Origin of the sequence: Marinobacter sp. SS5-14b (genome assembly GCF_030541005.1) — a bacterium.
Taxonomy (GTDB): domain Bacteria; phylum Pseudomonadota; class Gammaproteobacteria; order Pseudomonadales; family Oleiphilaceae; genus Marinobacter.
In genome coordinates, this window is the sequence record NZ_JASSVM010000001.1 from 401,855 (window position 1) to 416,637 (window position 14,783).

Annotated in this window: 15 protein-coding genes; 7 read left to right on the top strand and 8 right to left on the bottom strand. The window is 55.8% G+C overall.

Annotated features, from left to right (window positions below):
• Window positions 1–32: 32 nt before the first annotated feature.
• The 3 genes from QPL95_RS01815 to QPL95_RS01825 all read right to left on the bottom strand — a co-directional run bounded on the left by QPL95_RS01815 (window position 33) and on the right by QPL95_RS01825 (window position 3,688).
• Window positions 33–1,283, bottom strand: a complete 1,251-nt coding sequence (locus tag QPL95_RS01815) for an ABC transporter substrate-binding protein (RefSeq protein ID WP_303289299.1) — start codon at window positions 1,281–1,283, stop codon at window positions 33–35.
• Window positions 1,284–1,450: 167 nt separating this feature from the next.
• Complete coding sequence (phaC, locus tag QPL95_RS01820; RefSeq protein WP_303289300.1) at window positions 1,451–3,253, bottom strand: alpha/beta hydrolase; 1,803 nt, start codon at window positions 3,251–3,253, stop codon at window positions 1,451–1,453.
• Window positions 3,254–3,328: 75 nt separating this feature from the next.
• Window positions 3,329–3,688, bottom strand: coding sequence for a phasin family protein (locus tag QPL95_RS01825; RefSeq protein ID WP_303289301.1), 360 nt, complete (start codon window positions 3,686–3,688; stop codon window positions 3,329–3,331).
• A gap of 137 nt (window positions 3,689–3,825) precedes the next feature.
• Between QPL95_RS01825 and QPL95_RS01830 the strand changes: the two genes are divergently transcribed.
• From QPL95_RS01830 to QPL95_RS01855, 6 genes are all read left to right on the top strand, one after another.
• On the top strand, window positions 3,826–4,152 hold the full coding sequence (locus tag QPL95_RS01830; protein WP_303289302.1) for a TraR/DksA family transcriptional regulator: 327 nt from the start codon (window positions 3,826–3,828) through the stop codon (window positions 4,150–4,152).
• A 15-nt stretch (window positions 4,153–4,167) separates the two neighbouring features.
• A complete protein-coding gene (locus tag QPL95_RS01835; protein WP_303289303.1) occupies window positions 4,168–5,631 on the top strand; it encodes a DASS family sodium-coupled anion symporter in 1,464 nt (487 codons plus the stop codon).
• Between the two features lie 188 nt (window positions 5,632–5,819).
• Window positions 5,820–6,620, top strand: coding sequence for a C39 family peptidase (locus tag QPL95_RS01840; protein WP_303289304.1), 801 nt, complete (start codon window positions 5,820–5,822; stop codon window positions 6,618–6,620).
• Between the two features lie 54 nt (window positions 6,621–6,674).
• Entirely contained in the window at window positions 6,675–7,685 is a 1,011-nt protein-coding gene (locus QPL95_RS01845) for a transporter (protein ID WP_303289305.1), read from the top strand.
• 39 nt (window positions 7,686–7,724) lie between these two features.
• Complete coding sequence (locus QPL95_RS01850; RefSeq protein WP_303289306.1) at window positions 7,725–9,350, top strand: OmpP1/FadL family transporter; 1,626 nt, start codon at window positions 7,725–7,727, stop codon at window positions 9,348–9,350.
• A 22-nt stretch (window positions 9,351–9,372) separates the two neighbouring features.
• Window positions 9,373–10,419 carry a MalM family protein gene (locus tag QPL95_RS01855; RefSeq protein WP_303289307.1) on the top strand — a complete coding sequence of 349 codons (1,047 nt, stop codon included), beginning with the start codon at window positions 9,373–9,375 and terminating at the stop codon, window positions 10,417–10,419.
• A 7-nt stretch (window positions 10,420–10,426) separates the two neighbouring features.
• Here the strand turns inward: QPL95_RS01855 and QPL95_RS01860 are convergent, their stop codons facing one another.
• Genes QPL95_RS01860 through QPL95_RS01870 form a run of 3 tightly spaced genes read right to left on the bottom strand, consistent with a single transcriptional unit; the run spans window position 10,427 to window position 12,831 of the window.
• Window positions 10,427–11,461 (bottom strand): polysaccharide deacetylase family protein, encoded by a 1,035-nt coding sequence (locus QPL95_RS01860; protein ID WP_303289308.1) that lies wholly within the window; start codon window positions 11,459–11,461, stop codon window positions 10,427–10,429.
• A 41-nt stretch (window positions 11,462–11,502) separates the two neighbouring features.
• A complete protein-coding gene (locus QPL95_RS01865) occupies window positions 11,503–12,159 on the bottom strand; it encodes a DNA-J related domain-containing protein (protein WP_303289309.1) in 657 nt (218 codons plus the stop codon).
• 18 nt (window positions 12,160–12,177) lie between these two features.
• Window positions 12,178–12,831, bottom strand: coding sequence for a TetR/AcrR family transcriptional regulator (locus tag QPL95_RS01870; RefSeq protein WP_303289310.1), 654 nt, complete (start codon window positions 12,829–12,831; stop codon window positions 12,178–12,180).
• Window positions 12,832–12,914: 83 nt separating this feature from the next.
• Here QPL95_RS01870 and ttcA point away from each other — a divergent pair, with 83 nt between their 5' ends.
• Entirely contained in the window at window positions 12,915–13,814 is a 900-nt protein-coding gene (ttcA, locus tag QPL95_RS01875) for a tRNA 2-thiocytidine(32) synthetase TtcA (RefSeq protein ID WP_303289719.1), read from the top strand.
• Between the two features lie 4 nt (window positions 13,815–13,818).
• Here the strand turns inward: ttcA and QPL95_RS01880 are convergent, their stop codons facing one another.
• Window positions 13,819–14,508, bottom strand: coding sequence for a sulfite exporter TauE/SafE family protein (locus QPL95_RS01880; RefSeq protein ID WP_303289311.1), 690 nt, complete (start codon window positions 14,506–14,508; stop codon window positions 13,819–13,821).
• 8 nt (window positions 14,509–14,516) lie between these two features.
• On the bottom strand, window positions 14,517–14,750 hold the full coding sequence (gene ccoS / locus QPL95_RS01885) for a cbb3-type cytochrome oxidase assembly protein CcoS (RefSeq protein ID WP_303289312.1): 234 nt from the start codon (window positions 14,748–14,750) through the stop codon (window positions 14,517–14,519).
• Window positions 14,751–14,783 lie beyond the last annotated feature (33 nt).

Consider the following 14,783-nt stretch of genomic DNA (forward strand, 5'->3'; position numbering starts at 1 on the left):
GATCTTCAACCACTGCTGACTAACTCCTTGTATCAGAGCCGGAGTGGTTTGCCTGCCTGGCGGCGACGTTCCTCCCACTCTTCTTTGGTCTGGGCTGCCTGTTCTCCCGACATGGCGTCGATGATCTCGAAGTAATCCGAGGCATATTCATCGGCCACGATAGCAGCCCGGGGTTTGATTTTTACCACGTAAACCGACTGTACGTTCTGGTGGTCCAGTTCACGCCAGTGCTGTTCGTCTTTCAGGAAGCTGTATGTGTGGCCTTCCAGTGCGCGGATCACGTTTTCTGTCTTTGTGGTGCCGGCTCTTTCAACGGCATCCTTGTACTGGTACACAATACTGTAGGCAGAGGCTGCAGAGGAAGAGGGCCGCATCTCATAACGAGACGAAAATGCCTCAACGAAGTCTTTTCCGCGTGAATAATCGTTTTCGTAGGGTAGATTCCACACCCATGGGGCAGCTCCGACAACACCCTCCATCATAGTTGGGCCAACTTGCCGTGCCATTCCGAGGGTCAGGTTGGGAACAACCACCTGCATGCGTTTTGTCAGCCCCATTTCATAAGCGACATTGAGTGCACGCACCATGTCGTCGCCGAACAGCACCAGCATCAGAACCTTGGCATCCGATTCGGCAGCTTGCTCAAGAGCCTTGCGAAAGTCCGTGATCAAGGCCCGCGGGAACGGCGTTTTTACGCCCGGATGGCGCGCTGTGTCCTGGGTGTTGGAGAACTGGCGAACGGACTCTTCAACGGACCAGCCCCAGGTGTAATCGGCGGTGATGTAGTAATAGTCGTCATTGGCGTGATGTTGTTGCAGGTATTGGCCGAGGGCCTTGGCGGTCATCCACGCGTTGTAGGGTTCGCGGAACATGTGGCGGTGTGCTTCACTGCCGGTTGTGGCATTGGAGTAGGTCAGGGTGCCGAAGTAGATGCGGTCTCTTTCTCTGGAGGCCTTGCCTGAGGCAATGGCTACTGCGCTCGACACGCCACCGAACACCATTTGCACACCGTCCCGGTCGATCAGTTGGGCGGTGTTTTTGGCACCCCGCTCAGGCTCTCCCCGGGTATTTCGAATAACCAGTTCCAGTGGTTGGCCCAGTACGCCGCCCGCCTGGTTAATTTCTTCAACCGCGAGAAAAGCTCCCAGCCGTTGCTGTAACCCCTGGTGCTTGTAGCGACCGGTTTCGGGATAGTTCAGACCTATTTTCAGGGTTTCGGCGGATAAGGACGTGCAACCGAAAAAAAGCAGACATGCCGAGAGCAGGGTAGTCCTGAAAGTCATTCTGGTATGGCCTCCGTTAGTGGATTATCAACCCGTTAGTGTTGTAGGAAAGGCTTGAGTAATCGCGTAGTGTCCGCCGGAGGGCGCCTGGCAACAATGGGACTAAAGTGGATATGCCGCGCAGTTTGCGCGGCGTTTGATATACATCAGTTAATGAGAGTGCCTGGCTACTGTTTAGCGGCGTCTGCGGCTTTCATTTTCACGTAACTACCCGGTGCGTCCTCAATAATCTCGAGCTTGCCATCTCCAGGCAAGCGGGCGGGTACCTGGGGTCCCTCGTGGTTCTTTACCCATTCCTTCCAGTGCGGCCACCAGGAGCCACTGTGATGCTCCGCCCCGTTGAACCAGTCGTCCGGGTTTTCCGGGATGCCGTCATGGGTCCAGTAGCCGTACTTTTCCTTGTAGGGCGGGTTGATCACGCCGGCAATATGACCAGAGCCGGAGAGCACAAACCGTACATCACCGCCATAAACCTGTGCGCCTTTGTAGGTCGTTTTCCACTTGGCGATGTGGTCCTGGCGGGCAGAGAGGAAGAACGACGGCACCTGAACTTCTGCCAGGTTGATGGTTTCGCCACAAATAGTCAGCGCATCGGGCTCAACCAATCGATTATGCAGGTACATTTCGCGCAGGTAATAGCTGTGCATGCGGAATGGTAAGTTGGTGCCGTCGGTGTTCCAGTACAGCAAATCAAAGGCTGCCGGTTTCAGCCCCTTCAGGTAGTTATTGGTCCAGTATGACCAGAACAGGTCATTCTCCCTGAGCAGGTTGAAGGTGAAGGCCATGGCACGGCCATCAAGGTAGCCTTTTCGCTCCATGGCCCGTTCTATGCCGCGAATGGAGTGGTCGTTAATGAAGACGCCAATGCCACCGGGGTCTGAAAAGTCGAGCAGCGTGGTCAGATAGGTAGTACTGACAATCGGAGTGAGCTTCTTTTTTTCCAGCCAGGCCATGGTTGAACCCAGCAGGGTGCCACCGATGCAGTACCCAATCGCGTTCATCTGCTGTTCACTGGTGGCCTGTTGCACCGCCTCGATGGCGGCCAGTGGGCCAAGCTTGACGTAGTCGTCCCAGCGAGTGTCTTTCTGTGCGGGGCCTGGGTTCCGCCAGGAGACGACAAACACGGTCTGGCCCTGATTGACCAGCCATTGAATAAACGAATTCCGTTCGGTGAGGTCGAGAATGTAAAACTTGTTGATCCAGGGCGGAACAACCAAGAGCGGCCGTTGTGCCACCGTTTCGGTGTTGGGGTTGTATTGAATCAGCTGCATCAGTTCGTTCTGATACACCACTTTACCCGGTGTTGTGGCCAGATTGCGGCCGACTTCAAACGCCGAACGGTCGGTCATGGCCACGTTGAACAGATTCGGGTTGTGGCGCACGTCTTCAATCAGGTTGCGGGCTCCGTCAACCAGATTCATGCCTTTGCGCTCCCAGGTGATGCGCAATACTTCGGGGTTGGTGAGCGGGTAGTTGGACGGCGACAGAGCACTGGTGAGTTGACGGGCATAGAACAACATTTGATCCCTGCTCGGGCCAGGCAGCCCCTCCATGTTCTCCACCCAGTCAAGAAAGGCCCGTGAATTGATCAGGTAGGCCTGCTGCAGCACGTCAAAGGACAAATGTTTGTGCCAGTCGTCTGCCAGAAACCGTCGGTCATCCGGGTCCGGTTCGGCAACCGGTTTTGTCTGTTTGCCGGTGACGCTGGCAAGTGAGTAGCGGGCAAGTGACAGGTGTTTTTTGGCAAGGTCGATCTCGGCGCTGGCAAATCGCAATGGGTGAAGCAGAAGGTCTTCCGCCATGCCCCGATACGCATCGGACATTTCGGTGAGGGTCGACAGTTTGGCGTCGTCGATCAATCCGGTGTCACCCAGCCACGTTTCCAGCTGCTGCTGACTCTCACGGATACGGGATTCGAACGATTTTACCAACTGATCTGCAGTCTTGCCGACAAAGTCCATGCCAAACATCGGGCGCTCCTGTTGCCTGATAGAAAATGGCCGGAGTGCTCTTGTCACTCCGGCCTTGACCTGTGCTGGGGGAGGTCAGGCGGCCGTTTTGCTGCCGCTGGAAGATTTCGGGCTGGCAGGCTTTTCTTTTGCCGGCTCTTTCGCTTCGGCTTCGAAAACTTTCTGAACCTGGTCGCGGGTATCGTTAAAGTAGTCCTGCCACGCTTTCCAGTCACTGGTGAATTGTTCACTCAGGGATTTCAGAGTTTCTGCCTGGTCTGCGGTGAGGGATTTCAGCCCCTCGAGGTCTCGTACTTCTGCGACTTTTTTTGCCTGATCCATGGCGACGTCAGCATAACGGCGCAGGGCTTCCATCTGCATTTCGGCCGCTTTACTGAACTGGCTGAACAAGGTTTCGTTAAGGCGAGTGGCTTTTTCAAGAAGGTCATTATTCATGGTTCACAGCTCCTTTGTGAGGGAATTTTGGTTGACCATCGTAACACAGGGTAGATGACGCAATTTTGACAGGCGTCAATCCACGGCACAGCATATTATCTAGGGTGTAAGCCATCAATCTGTTACTGGAGAACACTATGGGTAACCGCATATCGGAACTCGAAACCCTGAAAGAAGACCTGGAAACCAGACTGGCTCGCTATACCGCGCACCAGCGAAGGGAGGACGGCGCTCTTGACAAAGATTTTGAAGAGCAGGCAAACCAGACCCAGAACGACGAGGTGGTCGACTCCCTGGAGTTGGAGACACGGGCAGAGCTGGCCCAGGTTGCCCATGCCCTTGAGCGTTTGAAAGAGGGGCTTGGCGATGCCTGCGAAAGCTGTGGTGGCGAAATAGACCCCAGGCGATTACAGGTGTTGCCTTATACTACGCTTTGTGTAAATTGCGCAGAGAAATTAACCTGAATCGAGTGGTAAGAGATGACCGGGCAACAGGCCGAAAACCAGCAACGCAAGGGGCTGCCGAAAGTCCAGGTGATCGGCCTGTTGCTGGGTGCTGTATTTCTTTTCATCACGCTGTTGTTACCGGCGCCTGAGGGTATGAGCGCCCAGGCGTGGGCGGCCCTCGGGTTAATGCTGCTGATGGCCACCTGGTGGTCCACCGAGGCGATCCCCATTCCCGCCACGGCCTTGCTTCCGATTGTTCTGGTGCCGGCACTTGGGCTGGGCAGTATAGGGCAGGCGACGGCACCTTACGCCAATCCGATCATTTTCCTGTTTCTGGGCGGATTTACCCTGGGCCTGGCCATGCAGAGGTGGAACCTCCATCGGCGGATTGCACTGCTGACACTGAAGGCGGTGGGTGATCAGCCAAAGCGTCAGATTGCCGGGTTTATGGCAGCCACTGCCTTCCTCAGTATGTGGGTGAGCAACACGGCGACCGCCATCATGATGTTGCCCATCGGTTTGTCGGTTGTCGGCATGATGGGGAATGGCAACCCGGACGGCGTTCGTCGCTTTGCAACGGCCTTGTTGTTGGCTATTGCCTATGCGGCCAGCATTGGCGGAATTGCTACGCTGATCGGAACGCCGCCCAATGCGCTGCTGGCGGCCTATCTGAGTGAGAATCAGGGTATTTCTGTGGGGTTTGCGCAGTGGATGCTGTTGGGGGTGCCGGTCACCATCGTGATGCTGGTGTTGACCTGGTGGTGGCTGACCCGGAAAGACTTCGGTATTGGTGTGTCGGGCAACAGTGGCCAAATGATTCGGGATGAGTTGGCAAAACTGGGTGCCATGAGTCGCGGTGAAAAGCTGGTTGCGATGGTGTTTGCGGTCACAGCCGCAGCCTGGATATTCCGGCCATTACTGTCAGCCGGGCTGATGCCCTGGCTCAGCGATACCGGAATTGCCATTGCGGCAGCCCTGGCCATGTTCATTATTCCCGTAAGTACCTCCGAGCGGACGTTTGTGCTTGATTGGGAGTCGGCCAACAAACTGCCCTGGGGTGTCCTGCTTTTGTTTGGTGGCGGGCTGGCCATGGCAGGTGTGATCAGCAGTTCGGGCCTGGCACACTGGATCGCTCAGAGCCTGGGCGTGGCGGGGGCCTTGCCCACGCTGGTGATGATCGCGCTGGTGGCTACGGTTATTATTTTTCTGACTGAAGTGACCAGTAATACCGCCACAGCGGCGGCGTTTCTGCCGTTGCTTGGTGCGTTGGCAATGTCGCAGGAGGTGTCGCCACTCCTGTTAACAGTGCCCGCGGCTATTGCTGCGAGTTGTGCCTTTATGATGCCGGTGGCTACACCGCCGAATGCCATCGTTTTTTCCAGCGGCCATGTTCAGATTCGTGACATGATTCGTGCCGGGTTTGCACTGAACCTTATCGGGATTGTAGTGGTCACGCTCATTACCTACAGTCTCGTGGGGCTGGTTTTCTCGTTGTAAGTTGTGCCGAGTCGACGCCGTTTGACGGCGTGCTCATGAACCAGTTCTCACTCCTGCCTTGGCAGGCCTCACCTGCAGCGACAGATTTGAGGCACAGTTATCTTTAAGCGGATTACGATTTCGGTATCTTACGGTAACAACATGTAACCGCTAAGTTGCACGTCTAATAAAAACAGGGACTTTCCATAATGCTGCTGGTGCTGGCCGGATCCATTCTCACTTTCACCATGGTGCAGGAAGCCACCGAGGTCGAGCCGTTTGATCGGAGCACTATCGTATTGGAGCACAAAGTAGACTCCAGTCCGGTTGAGCATCGGTCCGATATCCGGGTCGAGCCGTTAGTAGAGCAGAAGTTCCGGAACATCGTTCGCCAAGCCTACGATTACAGTTGCGGGAGTGCTGCGTTAACCACCGTACTGAACAATTATCTGGGCCGAACCTTGTCAGAGCGCCAGGTTATGGAAGGCCTGCTTCACTACGGTGAGAGTGAGCGGATTGTTCAGCGTCGTGCCTTTTCCATGCTGGATATGAAGAAGTTGGTGACCGCTCTGGGCTATCCGTCTGGTGGATTCCGTGCCGGTATCGACGACCTCATGGAACTGGATCACCCCGCTATCGTTCCAATCGACCATGCCGGTTTCAAGCACTTTGTCGTGCTGCGAACCATTCGGGACGGGCGCGTTTTCCTGGCGGATCCTGCCGTTGGTAACATCTCTTTTACGTTGGCCCAGTTTGAGGAAAAGTGGGACGACAATGTGCTGTTTATCGTTTTCCCTGGCAGCGACAAGCCTCTCGATAACCTCGAGCTGAAAGAGGAAGACCTCCGTTTTGTAGACGACCAGACCATGACTTTGCTGGCTATGCAGCAGATTCCAGCATTTAACGAGTCCACCGAAAGACGGATTCAAAACTTGCTGGAACGACAGAAAAATAATCCCGACGGCAGTGTGGAAAATACACGCAAACAGCTTCATTACCGTCGTAACTAATTTCCGGGTATTTGCCCGGAACAGGAATAAAATCAATAAGAGTAGGGAGTCAGGATGAATCGTTGGTTTGTGCGAGGCTTTATCCTTGTTTCCGCGGCCGGTCTGCTTCCGAGTATGACCATGGCGCAGGATGGGAACGTGGATCAGGCGCGGGAAGCGCTTTCGCGTCAGGAGGGAGACGAAGATTCCAGCAAACAGTTGGAGGAAGTTTTCCTGGCTGCGGAAAAAAACTACTCACTGCAGAAGAAAGGCACTCACTCCCTGAACTATTCGTTTGATTACTCCTACACGGGTGATCAGCGGCTTGATCTGGCCATCTCCAATGGCTCGGTGCGGAACCTTGATGTTGTGCCCTCGGCAACCCATAACTTCACCAATTCCTTTTCCTACGATTACGGGCTGCTGGACAACCTGACCGTGGGTACCCGGGTTCCGCTGATCGTCAAATACGACACGGAAGACGAGCTGAGTGTTTACGATTTCGGGGACATATCGTTTACCGGTCGCTGGCAGCCATTTGCCTATGTGCCTGGCAAAGTGTCGACCACCTTCTTCGGTACGCTGAACAGTAAAACCGGTGTGAGTCCCTACGAGATCGACATCAAGGAACAGCTGTCGACCGGCAGTGGTTATTACTCCATTGGTGGCGGTGTCAGTATGTCCAAGGTTCTGGACCCGGTTGTTGTGTTTGGCTCGGTCAGTGGCACCTACAACATCAAGGAAGATGGTCTTGAGCAGGTGCGAGGTGGTCGCTTGCTCAGTGAAGTGGAGCCGGGGTTCGGTGTCTCGGGTTCTGCCGGTTTTGCCTACTCGCTGTCCTATGACATTTCGCTCAGCGTGTCTGCTCAAGTCAGCTACAGCGATGAAACCGTTCTGACATTCGCTAACGGCGACCAGGCCGCCGCCCAGGACCAGATGACCGGGTTCCTGAGCATGTCTCTGGGCACCCGTGTCAGCGACATGACCATTGTTAACACCAGCCTGGGTATTGGTCTGACTGAAGACGCGCCAGACTTCTCCCTGGGTGTATCCCTGCCCATTAATTTCTCCGGCCTCAAAGAGTGATTGGAGCTGCAGACGTTCTAAGGGAAGGGGAAGCATTTCATGGGACAACCTAGCTACAAGCAGTACATTCTGGCGACGATGATTGCTGCCGGCATTTCCTGTGGGGCTCAGGCGCAGCTGACGCAGAACCTGACGCTCCACCCGAAAGCTCTGGCTCTGGGGAACGCGGTGACCGCTGATCCCCCTGGGCTTATGTCAATTCACTACAATCCGGCGGGCCTGACCAAACTGGATGGTCGCCAGCTTGAAGTAAACCTGCTCAGTATCTATCTGGATATTGATGCCGACTTTATTGCCGATGAAGAGTACGAAATTTTTGGCATCAAAGGCCTTGAAACAGACCCGCTGACCGGTAAGCAGCGTGACCCGGTGGCAAACACACACAGCCATACCAACAACGTGGCATTGTATGTGCCGGGTTACGGCATTCTGAGACTGCCACCCGGGCCAGCGGTTGCGCCATCTGCGGGCATCAGTATCAATCCGCCAGGTTCAAAACTGACGTTCGCCAACGCGTTTTATCTGCCGATGGCGGCCGGTTTCTATCGCGAGAAGAGCGATCCGGGCCGCTATCAGCCCCAGGCTGCCACGCTTCAGAGAACCACCTATCTCTCGCCAACGGTTGGCTATGAGATCAATGATGAGTGGTCTGTCGGGGCGGGCATTCATCTGTCCCATTTCGGTTTTGCCGCAGAGCAGTACATGCGGGCCCCCAACATGCTTATCGGCGTGGCGGAAGTGCTTCAGGATGCCTTCAACTGCGAAAGCGGTGATGAACCACTGCAGCCCTGGTTGGCTCTGTGTGGTGGTAATGTCGGGCCCTTCGATGATATCGGTGCGATGAGCCTGAATCTGCAGGAAACCATATCGCCGACCTACGCACTGGGTGTGATGTGGGAACCGACTGATTGGTTCAGCTGGGGTGCCAGCTATACCTCTGAAGCGGACATGAACCTGAAAGGCCAGTTCGAGATTCAGTATACCGATGACTGGTCAGGGTTCTGGCAGAGTGTTAACGGCTCTGTCCTCGGTGCCATTACATCGGCGATTCTCAGCCTGCCGTCGGGCGCGCCCCGGGAAGCGGGCAACGTTTCCATGGATCTTGTGTATCCTCAACATTTTCAGACCGGTGTCAGCGTTGATGTGCACCCGATGTTAACGTTGAATGCGGATATTGGTTGGACCGATTTTGCTCAGTGGGATGCTCTGGTCTTCCGCTTTGACCGGGACCTTGAGTTCCTGAATGCGGCCAGAATTCTGTCACCCGATAACGCCACACCGAACAGCCTCAAGTTACCCTTGGGCTTCAAAAGTCAGTGGAACTGGGCATTCGGTGCTGAGCTGCACGTTTCGTCACGGCTCGACCTGAGGGCTGGCGTGGAGATTCGTGATTCGGTGATTCCCGATGACCAGCGCTCGATCATGGCGCCGTTTGGTGGTGCCAATCTCTACAGTGTCGGTATGGGGTATCGGTGGGACAAAGATACCGAAATCGACATGAACCTGTCGTACCTGCACTCCATCGAAACCATTCCGGCCGACACCAGTTGTAACGTAAACTGTGACAACATCACCAATATCATATACAACCCGTATGCCGGCCTGGATATCAAAACGTCATTGCGTGTGGTAATGGCGGGCCTGAGTTTCCGTACCAAGTTCTGAGTCTGACAGGGGAGATGCCCGGATGGCCCTGACCCGCTTCGCCCGCTTGCCATTATGGCTGCTTGCCACCACGTTGTTGGCAGGCTGTCAGGTGGGTGGCGGTGGTACCGGCGCTCAATCAGACCGGGAGGGCTATTTCACCTGGGTGGATGAGCAGGGCAGAGTCCGCTATACCCGGATTCCCGAGTCAGACAAGGCTGGTCCGGATACGCAGTCCGGGCCAGCGAGTAGTTCCGTGGGTGATCCCGGGGCGGGCGGTTCCGGCAACCTCCTGGACGACGCCGAGTACAACACCGAAAATTACCCGGACGGCGAAGCCCTGGCGCGCAAGGGATTCATCAGGCCCGGACAGCGCCAGCCCTATTTCACCTGGCTCGATGCCGAAGGCAACGTGCGGGTCAGTTACTACACGCCGAACTTTGACAGTGGCTCCAATTCCAGCGCCGATGGTGCGCCTCTGGAGCTGACACCTGCCAGTGTATACCTGCCATCTGAATCTGCAGCCCCGATGGAGCCGGTAGAGGGGTACGATCCTGACGCCTTCGCCATTCTCGGTATTGAGCAAGCACCGCCCAGCGGCTTGCAGCAGTTCTCGGCCTATTGTTGTGAGGCGCTATCCAGCAGAAGCTACCAGGAATGGCAGGAAGGCACTGAGTTTGGTGTCGGGTTTGACGACGATACGCCCCGCCATGTGTTCAGCACCGGTGAGTCACCCTTTCAGTTGATTGCGTTGCCCTCCGGTGTCTTCCGGTCAGGCTTTGTGATGCGCCTCCGATCCTATGATCACAAAGGGGCCTTTATACCCAGTCTGGCTTTTCTTGACCGGGAATTCCGGCCGGTGAGGGTGGTTACCGATATGGTCATGGCTTATACCCCGGAAAACTGGCGGCGCCGTGGCTTCCTTGAGGCCTGGGTGCCGGCATTTCCGGGGCAGGGCGAGCGCTGGTTGCTCGTTTACACCCGGGAAGAGGATCTGGAAGGGCAGACGGTCATTGAGTCTGCTCAAGGTCCCCGGGCGATCAAGCATACGGCTGCAGGCGAACTGGGCATCGCCACCTTTGAGCAATAACTGCCGATTAATCCTCGGGAGCGTCCAGATTTAACCACTGCTGAGACAGCCAGTAAAATCGGCCATCCCCGGCAGGGTGTGTGCAGTTGTAGCGGAACCTTCTGCCCGACAATGCTTTGGGGGCCTGAACGGTTACCGTGTTTCCAGTCGTTGTGAAGTCGATACGACCCAGCCCCGAGGCAAAGCAGGTCAGGCGATCCGGTGAAAGCTGGTCGCCCAGTGTAAACTCCAGGATGGGCGGATTCCGGGTTACCACACCATCCGGAAGTTCGATGGCACTGACCGGAAACGCCTTGCTGAGGAGTTTGTCTTTCAGGCTGCCCAGTTGCCCATAGGCATTGGCCATTGGAAAACGGGGCAGCCGGGTGTGGTGAGAATAGCGCCCAATAGCGCCCGACTGTTGGCCGAAACCATACCAGCCTCTTTGTTCCAGCTTTTTCTCCACGCCTTCGTCGTACTCGCCATAAGGGTAAGCGAATAGAGGTTCGCTCGACCCCATCCGTTTTTTCAGCGCGGTGTGTGCATCGTCCAGACTGCGGTCCACCCGTTGGCTCCATGCTTGTTCCGATTCGCCTTTTTTTCTTGCCAGATGGGCATGATCAGAGCTGTGGTTGGCGATCGTTACCTGCTTGTTGTTGGCCAGCTCCTGTAACTGCTGCCAACTCATATACCCCCGCGCACCGACAGAGTTGGTGTTGACGAAGATTGTGTAGGGCATATCGTAGCGTTCGAGTACCGGGGCGGCGAAGCTGTAGACCGACTCGTAGGCGTCATCGAAGCTGATGGCTACCTGGTTGTCGGTGTTGTCTTCTGTGGAAAGGGCTTGCCGGGTGCCCTCTCCGAGGGGGATAACGTTCAGTCCAAGCTCGGAAATCATCTGAAGCTGTGCTTCGAACAGTGAACGGGAAGTGCTGGTTGCCTGAGGCGTGCTGTCATCAACGTGATGGTATTGCAGCACAACCAGGTCGGCGTGGGCCGCTGGCGCTGTAATCAGCAGGATGGATAAAGCCGATATGGACATCAGATTTCTGAAGTTCGTCATGACCAGGAGCTTCCGATTGACGGTTTGTTTAGAGCGGGTGTTTACGTGTAATGGGCCTTGAGTACGGCAAACGCTTCGTTAAGGTTCTGCACCTCTGCCGTGCTTCCACCGCGATCCGGATGGGCTTTCATGACCAGCTTCCGGAACCGTTGTTTGACGGCGGTAAAATGCGGAGGCAAAGCGTCAAAGCCCAGTGTGTCAGCGGCCGAAGAGGTCGCGACACTGTCCGGTTTCTGCCGGATGCTGCCGGCCCAGAAGTCGTCCATCATATCGCTGATGGCGGAACCCGACATGAAGTACTGGGTCAGGTCCAGATAAAAAGCTCTGAGCTCATCCTCTCGGCCGGGCAGTGATTGACGCGCAGGGTCGTCAGTTCGAGTAAGGGTCAGCCGCATCGGGGACAGATCAATACCTTCACCCCCTGGCAGGAGCTGATCTCTGAGCCGGTAGAGTGTGTGGAATAGCAGAAAGTGAACCGGATAGAGTCGCTCGGTGTTCAGGAAGTCTACGGCGCCGATCAGACCCCACCGGTCGCTCTGCAGGGCCTTGATTAGCGCCAGCTCGCTGAGCCCGAGCGGGCCGGCAGACCGCAGTTCGTGTTCCACTGCGACCAGAAGGTGCTCGACCTGCTGTTCCAGCCACCGCAGCTGATGCGTGTCGGTGTCCGTTGGCTCGTGATTGTTCAGTGGTGTTGTCATGGCACCATGGTAAGCCAGTCAGCTTTTGCTTGAAAGTGACTCCAGGGCTGGCAGTCCGCCGAGGAACAGTGTGGTGGAAAAATCAGCGGCCTTCAGGGCCTCATCGTTCATGTCTGTCGGCGATTTGCGAGCTTTTCGGGCGACCAGCATGCTCATGTCGTAGGCCACGCCGAAAAAAGCGGCACATAAGTAATCCGGATCGACTGCGGGCAACAGGCCCTTTGTCATGGCGGTGCGAACATCCTGTTCCAGCGAGAGCATCGTCAGCCCGAGCATGTCAGCGCCAAAAAGATTTCGGAGGGCGCGCTGATTCTGGTGGGCAAGCTCATAGACCACAGGATCCCTGGCCGTCGCGCTGTAGAGCGCATAATAGGCCGAGTGGATGAACTCTCTGGTGGACAATGCCGAGCGGCGGTGTTCACTCATGTCATCGTTGAGCGCGGTCAGGAAGTCTGCCAGTAAGGCAGCAAAAATATCCTGCTTGCTCGAAAAATAGTTGTAGAAGGTGCCTGCGGCCAGTCCGGTACGGCGAACAATATCCCGGATGGTGGTGTTGTCGTAGCCGTGTTCCTGAAAGCAGTCTTTGGCCGCCTTGAGGATGGCTTTGCGGTTGCGAATGCGGTTGAGTGCGCGCTTACCGGTAGTTTCCTGGCTCAAATTCAACATATCCATGTTGCTATCCTGTCCCTCAATGTTTGTGGCGCGTATAATTGCGCGCTCACTTACCCTGTGAGCTTAATTCGATGTCCCAAGCAATGACCGCCAAGCCTGAACAGCTGACCGCTTCCGAGCAGGAGCGCCGCCAGAAACTGGAGCAGAACAAACTGCAGAAACGTCTGCGCCGAGAGGTGGGGCAGGCGATTGCCGAATTCTCGATGATTGAAGCCGGGGACAAGGTTATGTGCTGTCTGTCCGGTGGCAAAGACTCCTACGCGATGCTGGATATTCTGCTGAATTTGCAGAAAAGTGCGCCGGTAGATTTCGAGCTGATTGCCGTGAACCTTGATCAGAAGCAGCCGGGCTTCCCGGAAGAAATTCTTCCTGCCTACCTTGAGTCCCTCGGTATTGAGTATCACATCATCGAGAAGGACACCTACAGCATTGTTAAGGAAAAAGTGCCGGAAGGGAAGACTACCTGTGGATTGTGTTCCCGTCTGCGCAGAGGAATTCTCTACAACTTTGCGGAAGCTCACGGTGTGACAAAAATTGCCTTGGGCCATCACCGGGATGACCTGCTTGAAACCCTGTTCCTGAACATGTTCTATGGTGGCAAGTTGAAATCCATGCCGCCGGTTCTGCACAGTGACGATGGTCGGAATACGGTTATTCGCCCGCTGGCTTTTAGCCGAGAAAAAGACATTGCCCGTTATGCCGAACTCCGGGAATTCCCGATCATTCCATGCAATCTGTGCGGCTCCCAGGAAAATCTTCAGCGGCAGGTGATCAAAGACATGTTTCAGCACTGGGACAAACAACACCCCGGCCGCCTGGAAACCATGTTCCGTGCCTTGTGCAATGTCGAGCCGTCTCACCTTGCAGACCCCAACCTGTATGACTTTAAAGAAGGCAAGCGGTTGGGCGGAAAGCGCCAGGCGGTGGTGCAGAGTGTCGAGCCAGAGCAGAGTTTTGGCAGGTTGGATGTATTGAACCTCTGAGGCTTCAGGCGTGCAGCAGTGCCTGTAACGGCAGCGTCCACAGCCCGAACAGTATCAGCAACACACCACTGATTTTCCGGACGCTGCGGTTGCTCTTCAGGCCACGGATCCACTGGGCCGCATAGCCCGTCGCGAGCATCGAGGGCAGGGTGCCCAGGCCGAAGAAGAACATAGTCAGCGCAGCGCTGGGAACGGTTGGCTGAAGGGCAGCCCAGCCCAGGGTGCTATAAACCAGCCCGCAGGGCAGCCAGCCCCAGAGCGCCCCGAGAGCCAAAGCCTGCCCCGCGTTATTGACCGGAAGAAAACGTTTGGTGAGTGGCGATAACGCTTGCCATACCGGTGCGCCAGCCCGCTCTACAAAGCGAATTCCCTGCCACCACTGTCCCATGGACAGTCCCATGAGGATGAGTAGCACACCAGCTACTGTCATTAACAGCAAACCTGCCCACTGCCACTGGCCTGCAGCCCGGGTGCTAAGCAGCGCAATGATCGCCGCAATCAGCGCATAACTGCCGATACGCCCGAAATTGAATGCCAGCAACAACAGTGTTTGCCGCAGCCTGAAGCCTCGGCCAACCGGCAGCGCCATCGATAAAGACGCACTGATGCCGCCGCACATGCCCAGGCAGTGAGTGCTGCCAAGCAGACCGATTAAAAACGCGCTCGAGTAGCTCAGATACAGTTCAGGTTGCATTCGGGCGATCAGCGCTTGCTGTCCGGTTGGTTTTCATCTTCCTCGACGGGTTCGTTCCTGGCCTCGTATTGGTCGGGGCGGGCTTCCTTGGGGATCATGTCCTTGTCATCGTCGTACAGAATGCGGTGAGCAGGGCCCTCCAGATCGTCATATTGGCCGTTTTTGACGGCCCAGGAGAACAGAAGGATGCCCAAAGCCACCAGAATAAGCATCAGGGGAACCAGAAACAGGACGACTTGCATTGCTGACTCCAATAAGAACGGTGGTTTGTCGGT